At 67.2% G+C, this 17,126-nt stretch carries 21 protein-coding genes; 12 read left to right on the top strand and 9 right to left on the bottom strand.

What is annotated here, in order from left to right:
* Positions 1-21: 21 nt before the first annotated feature.
* Positions 22-636 carry a MerR family transcriptional regulator gene (locus CQ045_RS09475; RefSeq protein ID WP_105723002.1) on the bottom strand — a complete coding sequence of 205 codons (615 nt, stop codon included), beginning with the start codon at positions 634-636 and terminating at the stop codon, positions 22-24.
* Between the two features lie 70 nt (positions 637-706).
* On the opposite strand from CQ045_RS09475, the gene CQ045_RS09470 reads away from it, so the two are divergent.
* Positions 707-1,216: a DUF4188 domain-containing protein gene (locus CQ045_RS09470; protein WP_105723000.1), complete on the top strand. Its 510-nt coding sequence runs from the start codon at positions 707-709 to the stop codon at positions 1,214-1,216.
* A 907-nt stretch (positions 1,217-2,123) separates the two neighbouring features.
* Here the strand turns inward: CQ045_RS09470 and CQ045_RS09465 are convergent.
* Positions 2,124-2,999 (bottom strand): hypothetical protein, encoded by an 876-nt coding sequence (locus tag CQ045_RS09465; protein WP_146115219.1) that lies wholly within the window; start codon positions 2,997-2,999, stop codon positions 2,124-2,126.
* 393 nt (positions 3,000-3,392) lie between these two features.
* On the opposite strand from CQ045_RS09465, the gene CQ045_RS18840 reads away from it, so the two are divergent.
* The 3 genes from CQ045_RS18840 to CQ045_RS09455 all read left to right on the top strand — a co-directional run bounded on the left by CQ045_RS18840 (position 3,393) and on the right by CQ045_RS09455 (position 4,134).
* A complete protein-coding gene (locus CQ045_RS18840; RefSeq protein WP_181156515.1) occupies positions 3,393-3,551 on the top strand; it encodes a hypothetical protein in 159 nt (52 codons plus the stop codon).
* Positions 3,552-3,664: 113 nt separating this feature from the next.
* Positions 3,665-3,916 (top strand): DUF2599 domain-containing protein, encoded by a 252-nt coding sequence (locus tag CQ045_RS19175; RefSeq protein WP_181156514.1) that lies wholly within the window; start codon positions 3,665-3,667, stop codon positions 3,914-3,916.
* A gap of 32 nt (positions 3,917-3,948) precedes the next feature.
* Positions 3,949-4,134, top strand: coding sequence for a hypothetical protein (locus tag CQ045_RS09455; protein ID WP_105722996.1), 186 nt, complete (start codon positions 3,949-3,951; stop codon positions 4,132-4,134).
* Between the two features lie 155 nt (positions 4,135-4,289).
* Here the strand turns inward: CQ045_RS09455 and CQ045_RS09450 are convergent, their stop codons facing one another.
* The gene (locus CQ045_RS09450) at positions 4,290-4,859 is read right to left on the bottom strand and encodes a TetR/AcrR family transcriptional regulator (protein WP_258131016.1); all 570 of its coding nucleotides are present in this window, start codon (positions 4,857-4,859) and stop codon (positions 4,290-4,292) included.
* A 75-nt stretch (positions 4,860-4,934) separates the two neighbouring features.
* On the opposite strand from CQ045_RS09450, the gene CQ045_RS09445 reads away from it, so the two are divergent.
* A complete protein-coding gene (locus CQ045_RS09445) occupies positions 4,935-5,936 on the top strand; it encodes an SDR family NAD(P)-dependent oxidoreductase (protein WP_105722994.1) in 1,002 nt (333 codons plus the stop codon).
* 134 nt (positions 5,937-6,070) lie between these two features.
* Here CQ045_RS09445 and CQ045_RS09440 read toward each other — a convergent pair whose 3' ends face one another.
* Complete coding sequence (locus CQ045_RS09440) at positions 6,071-6,364, bottom strand: hypothetical protein (protein WP_146115218.1); 294 nt, start codon at positions 6,362-6,364, stop codon at positions 6,071-6,073.
* A gap of 160 nt (positions 6,365-6,524) precedes the next feature.
* On the opposite strand from CQ045_RS09440, the gene CQ045_RS09435 reads away from it, so the two are divergent.
* The gene (locus tag CQ045_RS09435; protein ID WP_105722992.1) at positions 6,525-6,908 is read left to right on the top strand and encodes a VOC family protein; all 384 of its coding nucleotides are present in this window, start codon (positions 6,525-6,527) and stop codon (positions 6,906-6,908) included.
* Positions 6,909-6,915: 7 nt separating this feature from the next.
* Here the strand turns inward: CQ045_RS09435 and CQ045_RS09430 are convergent, their stop codons facing one another.
* The 5 genes from CQ045_RS09430 to CQ045_RS09415 form a co-directional block, all read right to left on the bottom strand.
* Positions 6,916-7,374 carry an NUDIX domain-containing protein gene (locus tag CQ045_RS09430; RefSeq protein WP_181156513.1) on the bottom strand — a complete coding sequence of 153 codons (459 nt, stop codon included), beginning with the start codon at positions 7,372-7,374 and terminating at the stop codon, positions 6,916-6,918.
* A 47-nt stretch (positions 7,375-7,421) separates the two neighbouring features.
* A complete protein-coding gene (locus CQ045_RS18830) occupies positions 7,422-7,580 on the bottom strand; it encodes a hypothetical protein (RefSeq protein WP_181156512.1) in 159 nt (52 codons plus the stop codon).
* A gap of 35 nt (positions 7,581-7,615) precedes the next feature.
* A complete protein-coding gene (locus CQ045_RS09425; RefSeq protein WP_258131015.1) occupies positions 7,616-8,392 on the bottom strand; it encodes a 3-keto-5-aminohexanoate cleavage protein in 777 nt (258 codons plus the stop codon).
* A complete protein-coding gene (locus tag CQ045_RS09420; RefSeq protein ID WP_105723243.1) occupies positions 8,389-8,619 on the bottom strand; it encodes a DUF2188 domain-containing protein in 231 nt (76 codons plus the stop codon). Before CQ045_RS09420 ends, CQ045_RS09425 begins: the two co-directional genes overlap by 4 nt.
* Positions 8,620-8,713: 94 nt before the next feature.
* Entirely contained in the window at positions 8,714-9,910 is a 1,197-nt protein-coding gene (locus CQ045_RS09415) for a MalY/PatB family protein (protein WP_105722991.1), read from the bottom strand.
* A 240-nt stretch (positions 9,911-10,150) separates the two neighbouring features.
* Between CQ045_RS09415 and CQ045_RS09410 the strand changes: the two genes are divergently transcribed.
* The 6 genes from CQ045_RS09410 (at position 10,151) to CQ045_RS09385 (ending at position 17,105) form a co-directional block, all read left to right on the top strand.
* Positions 10,151-11,173 (top strand): LacI family DNA-binding transcriptional regulator, encoded by a 1,023-nt coding sequence (locus CQ045_RS09410; RefSeq protein WP_105722989.1) that lies wholly within the window; start codon positions 10,151-10,153, stop codon positions 11,171-11,173.
* Positions 11,174-11,251: 78 nt separating this feature from the next.
* Entirely contained in the window at positions 11,252-12,178 is a 927-nt protein-coding gene (locus CQ045_RS09405; protein ID WP_105722987.1) for an ROK family protein, read from the top strand.
* Positions 12,175-14,013: a class I mannose-6-phosphate isomerase gene (locus tag CQ045_RS09400; protein ID WP_105722985.1), complete on the top strand. Its 1,839-nt coding sequence runs from the start codon at positions 12,175-12,177 to the stop codon at positions 14,011-14,013. Before CQ045_RS09405 ends, CQ045_RS09400 begins: the two co-directional genes overlap by 4 nt.
* A 127-nt stretch (positions 14,014-14,140) precedes the next feature.
* Entirely contained in the window at positions 14,141-15,409 is a 1,269-nt protein-coding gene (locus tag CQ045_RS09395) for an ABC transporter substrate-binding protein (protein ID WP_105722983.1), read from the top strand.
* Positions 15,410-15,417: 8 nt separating this feature from the next.
* Positions 15,418-16,293: a carbohydrate ABC transporter permease gene (locus tag CQ045_RS09390; protein ID WP_105722981.1), complete on the top strand. Its 876-nt coding sequence runs from the start codon at positions 15,418-15,420 to the stop codon at positions 16,291-16,293.
* Complete coding sequence (locus tag CQ045_RS09385; protein WP_105722979.1) at positions 16,293-17,105, top strand: carbohydrate ABC transporter permease; 813 nt, start codon at positions 16,293-16,295, stop codon at positions 17,103-17,105. The genes CQ045_RS09390 and CQ045_RS09385 overlap by 1 nt, the downstream gene beginning before the upstream one ends.
* The last annotated feature ends 21 nt before the right edge of the window (positions 17,106-17,126 follow it).

Raw genomic sequence — 17,126 nt, 5'->3', positions numbered from 1 at the left:
CACGAGACACGGAGCCCGTACTTAGTGTTCGTGCGCCCCAAACCGCTCCCCCGAGCTGACCTGCTGCGCCACCCGCCGTAACGCCAGCAACAACGGCTCGACCAACACCGACCCCAGAACCACGTACCGCACGGCGGCCTCCGCAGACTCCTCCGGCACCCCCGCGATCTCCGCATCTGCAACCCGCCGCGCACTCGCGAGGTACTCGTCCATCGCCGCATCCGGAACGGTGAACCCGACGCGCTCCAACCCTTGCAACGCCCGCGCGACCGCGTGCAGCACTGCCTCGTCGCACATCCCCGGCTTCCATCCGAGCCCCGCGACAAGAGTCTCAGCGTCCGTCAGATCCAAAGACTCATCCACCGGCGGAGTGATCGCCGCATGCGCCATCCCGAGCAGGTTGTGCGCACTCTCCGGCGGCTCGTCCAGCGCAGCCAGCACCCGCCGCGTCTCGGCGATGCTCACACCCGCGTCGAGCAGTGCCCGGATCACCCGCAGCCGCTCCACGTGCTTCTCGCCGTACGCGGCCTGAGTCGGCGCACTGCGCTCGCCCTCGGGCAGCAGCCCCTCGCGCAGGTAGTACTTGATCGTCGGCACGGTCACGCCGGTCTGCGCGGACAGTTCGGAAATTCTCATGGCCACCTCTTGACTTCGATAGTAGCGCTATCCATTATGGATAGTGACGCTATCCAACCAAGGAGTCATCATGTCTAAAGTCATCACGGGCCGCATGACCCACCGCCACGAGGGCGAGCTCGTCGTGTTCCACATCGGGATGCAGATCAACCGCTGGTGGCGCCCCGACCTGTGGATGCCGGCCTTCTTCGCCATGCCGGGGATGCTGCGCGAACTCAGCACCGACCCCGACTCGGGAATGCTCGGCTACCACCTGCTCTTCGGCTCGGGCGGACCCTACGTCGTGCAGTACTGGTCATCCGTCGACAAGCTCTACGCCTATGCCTCCAGCCCGAACCAGCAGCACCGCCCCGCCTGGACCGCCTTCAACCGCGCAGCCCGCAAGGCCCCGGGAGCGGTGGGCGTCTGGCACGAGACCTTCCGCGTCGACACCGCCGAGAGTGTGTACGTCTCGACGAGGCCGATGGGCCTGCCGAAGGCGACCGAGCTCGTCGAAGTGCCACGGCGTCAGGACCGGGCGCAGGCGCGGTTTGCGGACGGGCGGACGGAGGCGCAGTCCTCCGCGAGCGTGGAGCAATAGTCCCTCGAGCGGACCTCGACCTGCTGCCAGCCCATTCCACCGAAGAACTCGGCGGCCCCGGCCTGCGCCCTAAGGGGTTGTAGCTACGGCGGGATCATGCGCGTTCGCGTTCTCAATGATGCGAACTCGTCGAGGGGAGAACACCAACACAGCTCGGTGTACGAATGATTCCTCACTCAACGCAGGTACACGAGCCAGCTCCATTGCCCCAGTCACCACCCTCATCACCAGAGCCGCGAACACAAAGATCGGTCCAATCCAAGGAGCCTCCGACCCGAACAAGAATCCCATCGCTACAACGAATTGACGTCTGTAGGCACTTCGGTGGACGGACCAAGGTCCACACGTCCGAACTCGGGGCTATGCCCAGGCCAGCTTCAGAGAAGGTGTCGCGGCTCACAGGGGTGGTCCCAGTACAGAGTGACAACAGGGCCTCAGAACAACCTGGCCCTCTCAAGGGCGCACCGCGTCACACATTGCGCACCGCGATCCGATCAGCACGGAACGATGGCGAGATCCGTCAACACGTACGCCAGAATCTCGCCTTCGATACCTATCGTCACGTTCGTCCTCCTCGAACCATCAGCACGTGATCCTCATGAGGAGACGCACAACCGATCGCCGACCACCAGATCACTGGTCCTTGCTTGTGCTTCGCGAAGCCGCAGAGCGACTAGTGAGATTCAAGCCGACGAAGAAGGCGAGTAGTCCGATCACGAGGTACGCGGGAAGCGCGTCTCCGGCTGGACTATCAAGGCTGCCTGTCCACCCGAGCCACGCCAGAAGACCCAGCCACGCCGCGACGGGGATGACTGCGAGAAGAGTGCCCACCTTCCGACCCGCTCGTCCGACCAAGGCCCCCCAGAGGAGAAGCGCGACTCCTACAGCGACGTAGACCACATCTGCCCTAGCAGTTCCGCACCCAGGGCCACCACACCCCGGCCGGCCCACCGACGCCGACCACGTAGTGGATTGAGATGCACCTGTTGCCCACCAGCTGTGTGGCACCAATCGCAGCCACGGTCGTGCACGAGACCTGGAGGAGTTTCGCGAATGGCACAGGAGATTTGCTCAACACTCCAGCGCAGGCCGCGTAACCTCCGACAGCCAGGCGACTCTCGGCCTTGTTCAGGTGGACCTGGATATATGGGCCATAGAACTGCACTGTGGGATCTGCGACGACGGGGAATGCTGCTCCTCTCGTGTCCACGATCTGCGTGAGGGTCGAACCCGAGATCTCATAGTGCGTGGGTAGCGATTGACCCGCTGCGTCAACGGCCCAGGGAGCCTCAATCCCTCCCAAGAAACCATCGGCATCCGAAACCGAAACCGACCCGTCGTCGAGGACCAGCAGCTGAGCATCGCTCCCGAAGGTCCACTCGGGATAGTCCGAAGGCGGAGCGGACAGGATGGCCGAGAGTCTCGTTGCTCCCTCCTCAGGAAAACTGACGGCGTAGGTGACGGACTCGCCTTCCGCGATTGTGTACTGGTCTGCCTCGGAGATCTCGGCGCCTTCGGAGTCGCCCAAAGTGACATCCGTACCGATTCCATTGAGTGCGACCGATGCGTCAGCACCGTCCACCTGCAGGACGGGCGACTCGACGCCTGACGGCGTGGGAGTTCCTACTGCGACTGTCTCAGCATCCTCGAGAACATCCGCGATGTCGCTGGACTCACCCGAGGCGGCCGCCTGTGCAGTCGCCGGAAGGAGCGCGAGAACGAGGCTGAGTCCACTTGCCAGGAGGACGACACGAGGTCGCATAGTCTGTTTCATATGAGCCATGAAAGCACACATACGAGGACATTCCGGTATGCTTCGTCTGCAGTGGCTCGGGTCTGATACTGAGCCCGTCAACCTCCCGTCACTCAACAACCCAGCTAGACGCCGCGCGCTTCGCTTGCTCCACCAGGCGAGACGCTGAGGCTGGTCGCGGCGCCGGCAATCGGGACAATGGTCCTCCCGGGCGCATCGCCGACGACCGCCGTCCCTGAGAGAAGGGCAGACGCAGCGCTCACAAAAGATGTAACGTCTTACCGGTCGGGCGGGACTGAGCAACGAAGGAGCAACAATGACGGTTTTCGAACTCTCCGCCGGGGAACGCACGGTGAAGGCGATGCTCTCGTGATGACTCCGCGCGTTCGAGGCACTGCACGAGAGCGTGCCACGGTCGTGGCAATGGTTCTCGCCGGAGGCGCGCTCCCGGTCGTCGCCAAGCTGCCCCTGTTCCAGGACGCTGTGTGGGTCTTCTGGCTCGCAGCCCTCGTGCTCATCTTCGGAGCGCTGGCTCTGGTGCTGCGCATCTTCTGGCGCGATCGGCGCTCCCGCGACTCCTAAGTCCCACCAACAAACCGCCTCGCCACGCACTCAGTAGCGGGGCGGTTCGCCGTTCCCCCTTCGCGTATCCGGTCGTTGCGGACCCTGCTGTCCGGGGCAACCTCATCACCAACGTGAAACTCAGTTGGAGCAGCTACGGCACCACGGTTGGAGTCACTCCCCGCTCCGGCTGGGCGATCACGCCGTTCTCCAACTGGTGGGCGGAGTACAAGCTCTGGGTAAGCGCGCAATACGAGGGCAACAAGTTCTACAACCAGCTTCGATGCCACGTCGACATCGCCCCGTTCAAGTCGCCATGGAACCTCGACGCTTGGCGGCCCGACGTAAGCTACAGCAACGTCTTGGCCGCAGCATGCAACCCATAGGAGCGATCGTGAAGCCGCAAACGAGACGAGCAATGGTCAGCATAGGATTCGTCGGTGCCGCCGTCATCGTCCTCGCCATTGTCATGGCGATTGCTGAGGGCTACATCTCAGACGCGGAGCACACGACGGGGAACCTCGCACCTGCTGCGCTGACGGGGCTGCTTGGCGCATGTCTCATGCTCGTCGGATTCGGGAGCATTCTCTTCCGAAAAGAGTGACGAATGACCTGCAGCTCTCCTCATTCGGCCCCGCTACCCATCAAGGTGGCGGGGTCGTCTCATGCTCGGGCACCGCGCTCGCGACGCGGTACAAATCCGTCGGTTTCCGCTGGCGTGAGACCAACGTGCTTCGGTTCACTCCTGCCACCGGCTAGTTACGCCGCAATCCCCCGCAGCAACCGCACCACGGTCTCCTCGACCCGCTCCGCACTCAACGGCTGCCCGATCAGCGCGGAGTACGACGCCATCGCGATGAACTGGTCCGCGATCGCGGCGGCATCCACATCGGCCCGCACATCGCCGTCGGCACGCCCTCGCGAGACCCGCTCCGCGACCCACTCGCGGATCGGCGCCGCCAGGCGCTCGTTCAACACCAACCCGAGCTCGGGGTCGGCCGCCGTCACCTCGATGAGCGCCCGTGCCAGCGCCACTCCCTCGGGCCGAGCCAGCCCGTCGGACATCGCCGAGAACCACGCCCGCAGGTCTGCCCCGAGGTCGGCCGTCATCGGCACCGACACCTCGGCTCCCGGCAGCGTCCCCTCGAGCAGCGCCTCACCGAGGATCGCGGCCTTCGACGGCCACCACCGGTAGATCGTCTGCTTCGAGACCTCCGCCGACTCGGCGAGACCCTCGATCGTCACGGCCTCATACCCGTCTGCGGCGAGCGCGCGCCGCATCGCCTCGAGCACGGATTGACGGGCTTTCTCACTACGAGGACGGGGCACCTTTCGAGCGTACTCAGGCGTACACTGGAATATAAGTAGACGCACCGTTGCGAAACCCGAACAAGGAGAACGAGCATGGCCCTCACCGCACACTCCACCATCGGCGACTGGATGAACGACCCGACCGGCGGGCCCCTCATCCGCGGACTCTTCCAGCAGACGGGCGCCGACCCCGAGCTCCTCACCCCCGTGCTGGGCCTTCCGCTGCAGCAGCTCGTAGCGATGAGCCAGGGTCAGCTCCCCCAGTCCGTCGTCGACGACCTCGTGCGCGCGGCCAACGGCGGCGAGATCCCCGAAGACGACGAGTCCGAGGGCTGGACCGAGAAGGTCACCTCCGGCCGCTTCGCCGGCAAGACCGTCATCGTCACCGGCGCAGCATCCGGCATCGGCAAGGCCACCGCCTCGCGCATCGCCCGCGAAGGCGGACGCGTGATCGCCAGCGACATCGCCGCCGAGAAGCTCGACGCCCTCAAGGCCGAGCTGCCGGATGCCGACATCGTCACAGTGGCCGGGGACCTCACCAAGCAGGACGCGATCGACGCCGTCATCGCCGCCGCGGGCGACCGCATCGACGGCCTCGCGAACGTCGCCGGCATCAACGACGACTTCTCCCCCGCGGGCGAGACCCCGGATGCCGTCTGGGACCGCGTCATCGCGATCAACCTCACCGCTCCGTTCAAGCTCATGCGCGCGGTCATCCCCGTCATGGAGACAGCGGGTCGCGGCGCGATCCTCAACGTCTCGAGCGAGGCCGGGCTGCGCGGCAACGCCTCGGGCAACGCCTACACGGCCAGCAAGCACGGCATCATCGGCGTCACGAAGTCGGCGGCCTTCATGTACGGGCCGAAGGGCATCCGCGTGAACTCGGTTGCTCCGGGCGGCGTGGCCACCGGCATCCCGATGCCCCCGAACATGTCCGAGTACGGCTCCGGCCGCCTCGCCCCGTTCCAGCAGGCGATTCCGACCGTGGCGACGGCCGAGCACCTGGCGGCATCCATCACGTTCCTGCTGTCGGACGACGCCGTGAACATCAACGGCGCGATCCTCGCCTCGGACGGCGGATGGTCGGTGCAGTAACCCGCACCCGCGAACCAACGCCCCCGCCGACCCGAACGGCGGGGGCGTTTCGCGTTCCGAGGCAGACCCTTTCGCCACGCACCTACGAATGCTTCGACCTTGCGGGACGCATCCGCCTCGCGACCGAGCGATGTCTACGAGTAGGTCAAGCCGAAGAAGGTGGACCCGAGCATGAGGGCCAGGACGGCGACGATCGCGCTGACGGCCCGCACCCACGCCGTCCCGCGACGCACGGCGACCACCCCGGAGAGAACCGCAGCGATCATCGTCGCGAAACCCAGGTATCGGATGGTGAGATCCGGCAGTGCCACCGCCGTCGCGATGCCCGCGAGAAGTGCGAGAACGGCGGCGACCGCAGGGACCACGAGACGACTCACCACGTGTGACCGGGTGCGGATGGCCCCGCTCCTCTGCTCCGAGACGCTCATACTCGCTCCCCCATCAGTTCGACGATCGACGCGGCCAGGATCCCATGTCGGGGGCACGGTGGCAACTGGTGATCGCGAGCGAGATGCCGAAGCTCCTGCCCCCTGCCGACCCGGAAACAAGGGGGAAGAGTCTCGAACTCGTCCGCCTACACTCGACCTCATGCTGAAGATCGCGTCGATCGTGATTCGTGTGACGGACCTCCCGACACAGTCCCGCTTCTGGAAGGCGGCTCTCGACTATGTCGAACGCGACCCCGCGGACGACGACTGGGTCGTGCTGAAACCGCGTGACGCGGACACCCCGTGCATCGCCCTCGACGCACACCACTCCGAGCGGGTGCTGCCGCCGCGCATCCACCTCGACATCTACGCCGAGGATCAGGCCGCCGAGGTTCGCCGACTCACCGACCTCGGTGCGCGCGAAGTGCACTGGGACAAGCTGCCGGCCGACGCCGACTACGTGATCATGGAAGACCCCGAAGGCAACCGGTTCTGCATCGTCGACCGCCCCGACTGGTCGGGCTGGGACGAGAAGTCACGGTGACCGGCGCCTAGGCGCCCATCGCCTCAGCGTCGTCGAGGATGCGATCGATCCACCGCCCGCGTTGCAGCTCCGCGATCTCCGGGCGCGTGAACCATCCGACCTCGACGATCTCCTCCTGATCGGCGATCGGCGGGTCGAGCAGCGTGCACGCGTACGCGGTCGCCACATACGAGACCCGGTCGGCATTCGGATAGGTGAGGATGAGCGACTCCCCGCCGTAGGCGCCGATGATCCCGGTGATGCGGATGCGCGCCCCGATCTCCTCCTGCACCTCGCGGATCAGCGCGTCGGCGGGATCCTCGCCCGGCTCGACGCCGCCCCCGATCAGGCTCCAGTCGTCCGAGTCCACCGTGCGCGCGAGAAGGAACCGCTCACCGTCACGGATCACCGCCGTCACACTGGGGAGCAGCAGGAGGTCATGACCGATCCGCGCGCGGATGGAACGGACGTAGTCGGACATCGGCATGGCGGAAGTCTAGGCTCCGCTCACGGCCGGACCGAGGTCCCGCTCGATCACACCTGACCGGGCCGCTGCTCGCGCGCCATCGCCTGCCGATGCGAGGTCAGCGCCGCGCGCACGGCCGAGTAGATCACCAGCCAGGCGATGAGGATCCCGATGACGATGAAAACGAGGTTCATCAGGAGGAAGGGGAGGAGCGAGTCGGAGAACATCGCCCCAGGATGCCCCAGCGCAGCATCCGCCGCGGTCAGACTCCCCGCATGCGCCCGATCGCCGCCCTTACCAGCGCGGCATTCCCGGGGGCGTTCGCACCGTCGGGAAGCAGGGGCGTGTCCTCCAACCCGATCCGCGAATCCAGACCGAACTCGACCGCGAGGTCGAACACCGGCCAGGTCGAACCCTCCTCGCCGTGCAGCAGGATCGGGAGGTCGGGCTCCTCGAGCTGAACGTGTGCGATCATCCCCTCGGCATGATCGCGCAGGGTCTCGGTCGGCTCGTCCGGCAGCTCGATCAGCACCCGCAGGCAGTCGCCGCGCACCGGCGAACGCTTCCACACCTCGAAGCCCGCCGCATCCCACAGCCCGGCCTCGACCGCGACTCCGCGGCGCAGCAGCAACGCCGCCACCTCATCCGCTCCGTCTTCATGCCAGTTGACGGAGGCGTGATCGGGCAGCTCCGTCCACCCCTCGATGGCGGCGAGACGACGCTCGACGTCGGGCTCGGCCCAGGCTCCGGTGGTCACTCCGACGGGCACGCCGGGCGCTGCCTCTCGCACCGCCCCCACCCAGCGGGCGACATCGTCTGCCGCGAGACTGTCCCGGCCGGCAGCATCCTTCGGGTGCACATGCACCTCCGCGGCACCGGCCTCCACCGCCGCCGCCGCGTCTTGCGCGACCACACTCGGATCGGCACTCAACCACGGATGCTCCGCCAGATCACGGGCCCCGTTGACGCATGCCTGCAACAGCATCCGCCGTTCGGAGTCGGCGCCGGAACCCGAGTCCGGACCGGAGGCCGCTGTCATCGGCCGATCAGCTCGCGCGGGTGCAGATCGTAGGCGTGGGAGTCTTTCGACGGACCCTCTTCGCTGCGCACCGTGTGCGCGACCTGACGCGCGACCGCCGCACTGCGACCGACCTTCACCGCCTCGTCTTCATCCTCGAAGCTGCTGCCCAACGTCTGCGATTCACCCTCGATGCGGTTGAACCAGATGCCGTTGCGGTGGAACGTCTCGATATCGCCGGCGGCCATGCGGAATCCCTTCTCTCGCATCCCTTTCTACGCCAGCCGACCGACAATGCAGAGGCCCTTGACACCCTCTGCGTCGGCATCCGACCACCGATCTTCAGCCCGCGAGGCCGGCCCGCCGCACCGCGTCGCCCATCGCCGCGAACGCCTCGTCGAGGATCGGGCGCGGCGTCGCGAACACCACCCGGACGAAGCCCTCGGCGCCCCGCCCCAGCAGCCTCCCCTCGGTGAGGACCACGCCGGCCTGCTCGCGGAAGAACTCGGCAGGCGGCCCCGGAATCCCCAGCGCACGTGTGTCGATCCACCCGATGTACGTCGCCTCGGGCGCGCGGTACACGGCTCCCGGCAGGTGCTCCTGCACAAGCGCGGCGAGCTCGCCCCGCGACCCGTCGAGATACTCGATGACGTCGGTCAGCCACGGCTTGCCCGCCCGATACGCGGCTGTCGAAGCCACCACGCCGAGGGTCGACGCGCCATGCTGCACCGCGAAGCCGAACCGCTTGTACAGCTCCTGGTCCGCATCGTTCGAGGTGATCAGCTGCGCGGTCTTCAGCCCCGGGATGTTCCATGCCTTCGACGCACTCGTGCCCGTGACCGTGTGGGCGGCCGTGGCCTCCGACACCGACGCGTACGGTACGAACGGGGCGCCGTCGTAGCGGAGTGGCGCGTGGATCTCATCCGCGAACACCCGCCCGCCGTGCCGCTCGACGATCGCGGCGATCGCCTCGAGTTCCTCCCGACCGACGATCGTGCCGGTCGGGTTGTGCGGATTGCAGAGCACCAGCGTCCGCGCCCCCGCAGCGAAGGCCTCGTCGATGCGCTGCAGGTCGTGCTGCCAGCGTCCGTCGACCTCGACGCCGGGAACCTCGATCACCGGATGCCCGATCGCGGGCAAGTATGTCAGGAAGGGCATATACGCCGGAGTCGGCACGATCACGGGCGAACCCGCTGGGGCATACTCCTGCACGGCGACCCCGAGCGCAGCCATCACATCGGAGACCGGATGCACCCGCTCCGGGTCGACCGCCCAGCCGTACTCGTCCTGCATCCACTCGGCCGTGGCCTCACCGAGTTCCGCGGCCTGTGGCGGAGAGAGGTACCCGAGGTTCTCGTCGTCGATCGCGCGATGCAGCGCGTCGGCGATCTCGGGCGCGACCCCGAAGTCCATCTCCGCCACCCACGCCCCGATGCGTCCGGGATGCAGGCTCCACTTCCGGCTCTGCGGCCGATCGAGGTACAGGCGGGTGCGCGCATCGAAGGGATGCGACGGAAGAGAAGTACGGTCCTCGGCCATGGTCGTGGTTCTCCGCCGGCTCAGCCGACGGCATCCGTACAGGACAGGTGCAGGGCACGGATCTCGGGCACGAGGAAACTCCATTCACAGCGGGGTCCGACCAATCTACGGACCGCCTCGCGCGGTCGCATTTCCGGTTTCCGTCCGTGACAGCGGATCGGCGCGCCTGCACCCGGCGGATCCGGAGGCCCGCTGATAACGTTCCCTTTGATCCCATGCACGACGTCTCGGAGGGCAGTGATGAGCGAACGAGCGCGCCGCCCGACGGTCAAAGAGGTCGCGACCCGAGCCGGCGTCAGCCCCATGACCGTGTCGCGCACCCTCTCCGGCGGACTCAACGTCAAGCCCGACGTGCAGCAGCGCGTCATGGAAGCCGTCGCCGAACTCGGCTACCACCGCAACGAGAACGCCCGCAGCATCCGCCCCGGCCACAGCAGCGGACTCATCGGCGTCGCGATCACGAACATCGCCAACCCGTACTACAGCACCTTCGCGCTCGGAGTAGAGGAGGAGGCCGCCCTCACCGGCCGCCGCATCCTGCTCGGCAACACGTCGGAGGACGCCGCGCGCGAAGCCGACCTGGTCGGTGACTTCCTCGGCCGCCGCGTCGACGGACTCATCGTCGTCCCCGCCGGCCCCACCTCGGCCCACCTCGCACACTCGCAGAACCAGGGGGTGCCCGTCGTCCTCGCCTCTCGCCGCATCGACGGGCTCTCCGTCGACAGCGTCGTGCTCGACGACGACGACGGCGCCTACCGCGGGACCACGGCGCTCATCGAGCACGGACACACCCGCATCGGCTACCTCGGCAATGCGCTGTCGATCTTCACCGGAGAGCGCCGGTACGCCGGATTCCTCCGTGCCCTCGAAGACCGTGGCCTCGCGGTCGACCCGACCATCGTCGCCACGAACCAGCAGACCGTCGATCAGGCCCGCGAAGCCACCCGCGCCCTCCTCGGCGCCGAGCATCCACCCACCGCGATCTTCTGCGCCAACAACCGCAACGCCATCGGTGCGCTCAAGGAGATCAGCGCCCAGCTCAACGCCGGTTCTCGCGCCGCGACCGACTTCCCCGAGATCATGAGCTTCGACGACTTCGAGCTCGCCGAGCTGTCTCCCGTGCCGATCAGCGTGATCGACCACGACCCCCGCGAGCTCGGCCGCACCGCCGCACGCCTGCTGCTCGACCGGCTCGACGGCGGCAAGCTCGATGCTCCGGCCCGCGAGGTCGAGCTGCCGGTATCGCTGCGCGGAGTGCGCTGAGCGGGGTGCGCTGAAGACGGGGTGTTGACACCTCCGCACCTCATTGATAACGTTACCAATCATCGACGAGGAGGCCTGATGGAGCTGTGCATCGATTTCGGGGGCACCGAGATCAAGCTCGCCCTGATCGACGGCAGCCGCGTCATCGCCTCGGGCCGCATGCCGGTCACGGGCAGCGCCGCCGACCTCGACGCCGCGGCCGTCGAGGCGCGTCGACTCCTCACCGCGAGCGGACGATCCGCGGACGCCGTGGGCATCGCCGTCCCCGGTGTCGTCGACCCCACCACCGGACGGATGCTGCACGCCAACGCCAAGTACGACTTCCTCGAGGACTTCGACCTGAACACCTGGTCGCTCGCGGAGTTCGGCCTCCCCGCCACCGTCGAGAACGACGCCCGTGCGGCCCTGATCGGCGAGACCTCGTCAGGCAGCGCGGCCGGCGAGCGCGACGCGGTACTCGTCACCCTCGGCACCGGCATCGGCACCGCGGCCATGATCGACGGCACGCCTCTGCGCGGACGCACCGGGCACGCCGGCATCCTCGGCGGACACCTCACGGTCGACCTCGACGGGCCGGTCTGCCCGTGCGGGAACATCGGCTGCGGCGAAGCCCTCGCCAGCACATGGGCCCTCCCCGACGGCGTCACGATGACCGAGGTCTTCACCACCGACGCGCACCCCGGGATCCGCGACCGCTTCCTGCACGTGTGGGGCGCGGTCGTCACCTCGCTCGTGCACTCCTCCGACCCGGCCGTGCTCATCCTCTCCGGCGGCATCCTGCGTGCGGGCGACGCAGTCCACGCACCGATCGAGGCATACGTCCGCGCACACCTCTGGCCCTCGATGACCCTGCCGCGCTTCATCGTCCCGCCCGAGCCCGAGCTCTCCGTCGCCCGCGGACTCAGCGTCCTCGCCCGCGCCACGACCCTGCAGTCCGCGACCGACCCCGCAAACAACGCAAACAACCCAGACCCCGCCACTCACCCCGTTCAGGAGGAACAGTGACCACCCCGATCAGCGACATGCACGAAGGGCACACGACCCGAGGTCGCTACGACACCCAGCCGACCGTGGCGCTCCCCGCGGGCGAGCGCATCCTCCGCGGCCGCGAGGGCTGGACCGCCGCCGCCGAACTCGCCGAGGCCTGCGCCCGCGTGACCGGCACGGCCCCCGTGCTGCTCGTGGACGCCTACCCGGGCGTCGATGTGCCCGCCCTCACCGCCGAAGTGCGCGCGGCCCTGCCGGACTGGACCGTCGTCGACGTCGAGACCGCCGCGCGACCGGTCGCCGAGGTCGAGCAGCTGATCGCCCCGAACCTCACCGACGACCGCGTCTTCGGTGTCATGAGCCACTTCGCCCTGTCCGACTTCTACGACACCGCGAAGCTGGACGCCCTCGCCGCCGACATCGCGCAGAGCCCCACCGTCGTGATCGGCTGGGGTTCCGCCCTCCTCGCCCCGCGCCTCGACGGCGCCTCCGCGACCGTGCTGGTCGACATGGCCCGCTGGGAGATCCAGCTGCGCCAGCGCAAGGGCGCCACGAACTGGCGGGCCGACAACGCCGCGGAAGACAACCTGCGCAAATACAAGCGCGGCTTCTTCGTCGAGTGGCGCGCGGCCGACCGACACAAGCGCAGCCTGTTCGACACGGTCGACTTCGTGCTCGACGGCAACGCGATCGCCCCGGCCGAACAGCATCCGGACGCCCCGGAGGCGGGCATGATCACCGGCACCGCCTTCCGCCAGGCGCTGGAGGATGCCGCGCACCGTCCGTTCCGCGTCGTGCCGTTCTTCGACCCCGGGGTGTGGGGCGGGCAGTGGATGAAGAACCTCATCGGCCTCGATCCCTCGAAGGACAACTACGCGTGGTGCTTCGACTGCGTGCCCGAGGAGAACTCCCTGCTGCTGGAGGGAGAGGGCGGCGTGATCGAGATCCCCGCACTCGACCTCGTCTTCCGCCGCCCGGTCGACCTGCTCGGGGCGAAGACGTTCTCGCGCTTCGGCGCCGAGTTCCCGATCCGCTTCGACTTCCTCGACACGATGGACGGCGGCAACCTCAGCCTGCAGGTGCACCCGCTGACCGACTACATCCAGAACACGTTCGGCATGCACTACACGCAGGACGAGAGCTACTACATGCTCGACGCCGGCGACGATGCCGTGGTGTATCTCGGCACCAAGGAGGGCATCGACCGCACCGAGATGCTGCAGGACCTGGCGACGGCGCAGGACGGCGAGCATCCGTTCCCCGCCGACAAGTACGTCAACTCGTTCCCGGCCCGCAAGCACGACCACTTCGCCATCCCGGCCGGCACCGTGCACTGCTCGGGCGCGAACTCGATGGTGCTGGAGATCTCGGCGACGCCGTTCATCTTCACCTTCAAGCTCTGGGACTGGGGCCGCGTCGGACTCGACGGCATCCCCCGCCCCGTGCACCTCGACCACGGCGCCCGCAACATCCAGTGGGACCGCGACACCGCCTGGGTCGGCGACAACCTGATCGACCAGGTGCAGACGATCCGTACCGACGGCGACGTGATCGAGGAGAGCACGGGCCTGCACGAGCTCGAGTTCATCGAGGTACGGCGGCACTGGTTCACCGAGGGCGCCGACCACGACACGGAGGGCACGGTCAACGTGCTCAACCTGGTCGAGGGCGATGAGGTCCGCGTGGTCAGCCCGACCGACGCGTTCGAGCCCTTCGTGATCCACTACGCCGAGACGTTCATCGTGCCGGCCGCCGTGGGCGCGTACCGGATCGAGCGCACCGAGAACTCGCGCAGCGCCCGCTTCGCGACCGTCAAGGCGTACGTGCGCGGCTCGCGCACGAGCGACAACTGAACACAGCACCGGCAATGACGCACCACCCGCGAGGATCCCGCAAGGGAATCCCTTGCACCGCACTCATCACCTTGGTAGCGTGAAACCAGATTTCTGGTAACGATACCAACGAACAAGGGAGTTCTGAATGATTTCGCGACGCACGATCGCCGCTGCCGCGGCCGGTCTCCTCCTCGGCACCCTGGCTCTGGCCGGATGCTCCGGCGACTCCGGATCCGGGGACGGCGGCGAGGTGACCGGCACGCTCAACTTCTACACCGACAAGGCGGCGTGGAAGCCCGACTTCGAGTCGCTCAACGAGGTCAGCGGCGAGGCCGTCGACATCACCCTCAAGACCACCGGCTACTCGGACGCGAACCAGTACGACGCCTTCATCAAGCAGTCGTTCCGCACCGACAAGTCGCCGGGCCTGTTCACCTGGCACACCGGCGACTCGCTCAAGCAGCTGGTCGACGAGGGCCTGGTCGCCGAGACCACCGACATCTGGACCAAGGCGGTCGACGAGGGCTGGGTGAGCGAGGACCTGCGCGACAGCTACACGTTCGACGACAAGCAGTACTGCGTGCCGATGAACATCGCCTACTGGATCATGTTCTACAACAAGGCCGCGTTCGCCGACAACGGCGTCGAGGTGCCCACCACCTGGGACGAGCTGAATGATGCCGCCGAGACGCTGAAGGACGCCGGGGTCACCCCGTACTACCAGACCAGCGTGCTCTTCACGTTCCAGTGGTTCCAGCACCTGGTCGCCTCGACCGACCCCGACCTGTACGCCGGGCTCACCACGGGCGACGTCAAGTACACCGATCCCGAGATCGTCGACGTCATGAACGTGTGGCTCGACGAGCAGAAGGCCGGCTGGTTCAGCGACGCGGGCAGCACCACCGATCCCGCGGTCGGCCTCAAGCAGGGCGACTACGCCATGATCAACTTCGGCACGTTCTTCGCGGGCAACCTCGAGGGCGCGGGCATGACCACCGACGACTACGGGATGTTCGCGATCCCGGCCGTCAGCGACGACCTGGACGCCACCCCGGTGGCCGTCGAGTCGGGTCCGATCTGCACGGCCGAGAACTCGAAGCAGCGTGACCTCGGACTCGCCTACGCCGAGTGGTGGATGTCGCCCGACGCGCAGACCGCCTGGAACGACGCGCACGGCGACGTGGCGTTCAACCCGAAGGCGAAGGTCGCAGACCCCGCCCTCGCCGAGCTCGGCACCGAGATCGCCGGCGACGACTACATGCTGTACGACCGGTTCTTCGAGGCCATGCCCACCGAGATCGTGACCACCGCGATCGAGCAGTTCGGTGCGTTCAACGCCAACCCCGGCGACCCGATGCCGTTCCTGGAGAAGATCCAGGCCACCGCTGACAAGTACTGGGCAGAGCAGGAGTAAGCGGGCGGATGGCGCACCAGAAGACGCCGTACCAGTGGTCCGCCCGGGGCTTCATCGCCCCGGGCGTGATCCTGGTCGCAGTCCTGCTCTACCTGCCGCTGCTGTGGACGGTGTTCCTCAGCTTCACGAAGTACAACGGGCTCGGGAGCCCCCAGTGGATCGGCCTCGACAACTACGTCGAGATGCTGACCGACGGCGACTTCGTGGGCTCGGCGATGAACACCGTGCTCTGGGTGATCGGCACCCTGATCGTCCCGGTCGGCATCGGTCTCGCGATCGCGCTGCTGACCTGGAACCTCGGCGGCGGCATCTGGCTGCGCCTCCCCTTCCTCATCCCCTACGCCCTCTCCGGCATCGGCGTCGGCGTGGTGTGGTCGTTCATCCTCTCCTCCGGCGGAGCGCTCGACCAGGCCCTCGCCGCGTTCGGCGTGACAGACCCGCCGCGGTGGCTGCTGGATGCTCCGCTCAACACGATCGTCATGATCATCGCCTCCTCGTGGCAGGGCGTCGGCGTGAACGCGCTGCTGTTCACGATCGGCCTGCAGGCCATCCCGAAGGAGCCGCTAGAAGCCGCGCGCATCGACGGCGCCGGAGGCGTGCGCCTGTTCACCAGCATCCTGTGGCCGATGCTCCGCCCGCTCACGGCGGTGGTCGTCGGGCTCTCGATCGTCGCGAGCCTGAAGACCTTCGACATCGTCTGGGGCATGACCAAGGGCGGCCCGGGCACGGTCTCGGAAACCCTGGCACTGACGATGTACAAGGAGACGTTCGTGAACAGCGACTACGGACTCGGCTCGGCGATCGCGGTGTTCCTCACCGTCATCACCCTGGTCGCGTCGGTGCTGTACCTGCGTCAGCAGCTCTCCCCGAAGAAGGAGATGTGATGTCGAAGATCATCCGCACCGCCGTCCTCGTCATCCTCGGGATCGTGTGGCTGCTGCCCGCGTACCTCCTCGTCGTGAACGCGATGAAGGACCCGCTCACCTTCACGTCGAAAGAGTCGTGGATCCCCACCGAGTTCCACCTGTTCCAGAACTTCGCCGATGCGTTCGAGCTCTCGGGCATCGGCGACAGCATCCTGAGCACCCTGATCTACTCGATCGTCTCTCCGACCATCGCCGTGCTCGTGGGCGCCGCCGCCGGATTCGCGATCGTGGCCCTGCGTCTCAAGCGCGGCTTCCTGTGGTTCGTCGTGATCTTCGGCGGCACGGTGTTCCCGCTGCAGATGGTGCTGCTGCCACTGTTCGACGCGTACTCGCGCATCGGCCTGTTCGACACCCGGGTGGGCATGGTGATCATCTACACGGTCATCTCGATCCCGTTCTCGGCATTCGTGATGCGCAACTTCTTCACCGGCGTCGCGCACAACGTGTTCGAGGCCGCGGTGCTCGACGGCGCCACGACCTGGCGCATCTTCGTGCGGCTGTACCTGCCGATGGCGTCGAGCGCGCTGGTCGCGATCTTCATCCTGCAGGCGACGTTCGTGTGGAACGACCTGCTCCTCGGCCTGACGCTCAGCCAGTCCGACGACATCCGCCCGATCATCACCACTCTGTCCGGCATGCAGAGCACCTACGGCGGGGCTCAGATGTCGGTCGTGCTCGCCGCGGCCGTGCTCGTCTCGCTCCCCACCGTGGTGCTGTTCCTGTGCACCCAGCGGTTCTTCGCCAAGGGCCTCGCGCTCGGACAGTACTGATCCCCTCTCCTCCCGCCCCTC

It is taken from the genome of Microbacterium sp. MYb66 (assembly GCF_002979435.1).
Taxonomy (GTDB): Bacteria; Actinomycetota; Actinomycetes; order Actinomycetales; family Microbacteriaceae; genus Microbacterium.
Note: the sequence above shows the minus strand (reverse complement) of the source record. Positions and strands in the feature narration are given on the sequence as shown.

Excerpts from the sequence above, each read along its gene's own strand:
- CQ045_RS09415 (WP_105722991.1), bottom strand. The coding sequence starts at position 9,910 with ATGGCCGAGGACCGTACTTCTCTTCCGTCGCATCCCTTCGATGCGCGC.
- CQ045_RS09425 (WP_258131015.1), bottom strand. The coding sequence starts at position 8,392 with ATGACAGCGGCCTCCGGTCCGGACTCGGGTTCCGGCGCCGACTCCGAA.
- CQ045_RS09465 (WP_146115219.1), bottom strand. The coding sequence starts at position 2,999 with ATGGCTCATATGAAACAGACTATGCGACCTCGTGTCGTCCTCCTGGCA.
- CQ045_RS09440 (WP_146115218.1), bottom strand. The coding sequence starts at position 6,364 with ATGAGCGTCTCGGAGCAGAGGAGCGGGGCCATCCGCACCCGGTCACAC.
- CQ045_RS09410 (WP_105722989.1), top strand. The coding sequence starts at position 10,151 with ATGAGCGAACGAGCGCGCCGCCCGACGGTCAAAGAGGTCGCGACCCGA.
- CQ045_RS09420 (WP_105723243.1), bottom strand. The coding sequence starts at position 8,619 with ATGGCCGCCGGCGATATCGAGACGTTCCACCGCAACGGCATCTGGTTC.
- CQ045_RS09475 (WP_105723002.1), bottom strand. The coding sequence starts at position 636 with ATGAGAATTTCCGAACTGTCCGCGCAGACCGGCGTGACCGTGCCGACG.
- CQ045_RS09430 (WP_181156513.1), bottom strand. The coding sequence starts at position 7,374 with ATGCCGATGTCCGACTACGTCCGTTCCATCCGCGCGCGGATCGGTCAT.
- CQ045_RS09445 (WP_105722994.1), top strand. The coding sequence starts at position 4,935 with ATGGCCCTCACCGCACACTCCACCATCGGCGACTGGATGAACGACCCG.
- CQ045_RS18840 (WP_181156515.1), top strand. The coding sequence starts at position 3,393 with ATGGTTCTCGCCGGAGGCGCGCTCCCGGTCGTCGCCAAGCTGCCCCTG.
- CQ045_RS09470 (WP_105723000.1), top strand. The coding sequence starts at position 707 with ATGTCTAAAGTCATCACGGGCCGCATGACCCACCGCCACGAGGGCGAG.
- CQ045_RS18830 (WP_181156512.1), bottom strand. The coding sequence starts at position 7,580 with ATGTTCTCCGACTCGCTCCTCCCCTTCCTCCTGATGAACCTCGTTTTC.
- CQ045_RS09455 (WP_105722996.1), top strand. The coding sequence starts at position 3,949 with ATGGTCAGCATAGGATTCGTCGGTGCCGCCGTCATCGTCCTCGCCATT.
- CQ045_RS09405 (WP_105722987.1), top strand. The coding sequence starts at position 11,252 with ATGGAGCTGTGCATCGATTTCGGGGGCACCGAGATCAAGCTCGCCCTG.
- CQ045_RS09435 (WP_105722992.1), top strand. The coding sequence starts at position 6,525 with ATGCTGAAGATCGCGTCGATCGTGATTCGTGTGACGGACCTCCCGACA.
- CQ045_RS09395 (WP_105722983.1), top strand. The coding sequence starts at position 14,141 with ATGATTTCGCGACGCACGATCGCCGCTGCCGCGGCCGGTCTCCTCCTC.
- CQ045_RS09390 (WP_105722981.1), top strand. The coding sequence starts at position 15,418 with ATGGCGCACCAGAAGACGCCGTACCAGTGGTCCGCCCGGGGCTTCATC.
- CQ045_RS09385 (WP_105722979.1), top strand. The coding sequence starts at position 16,293 with ATGTCGAAGATCATCCGCACCGCCGTCCTCGTCATCCTCGGGATCGTG.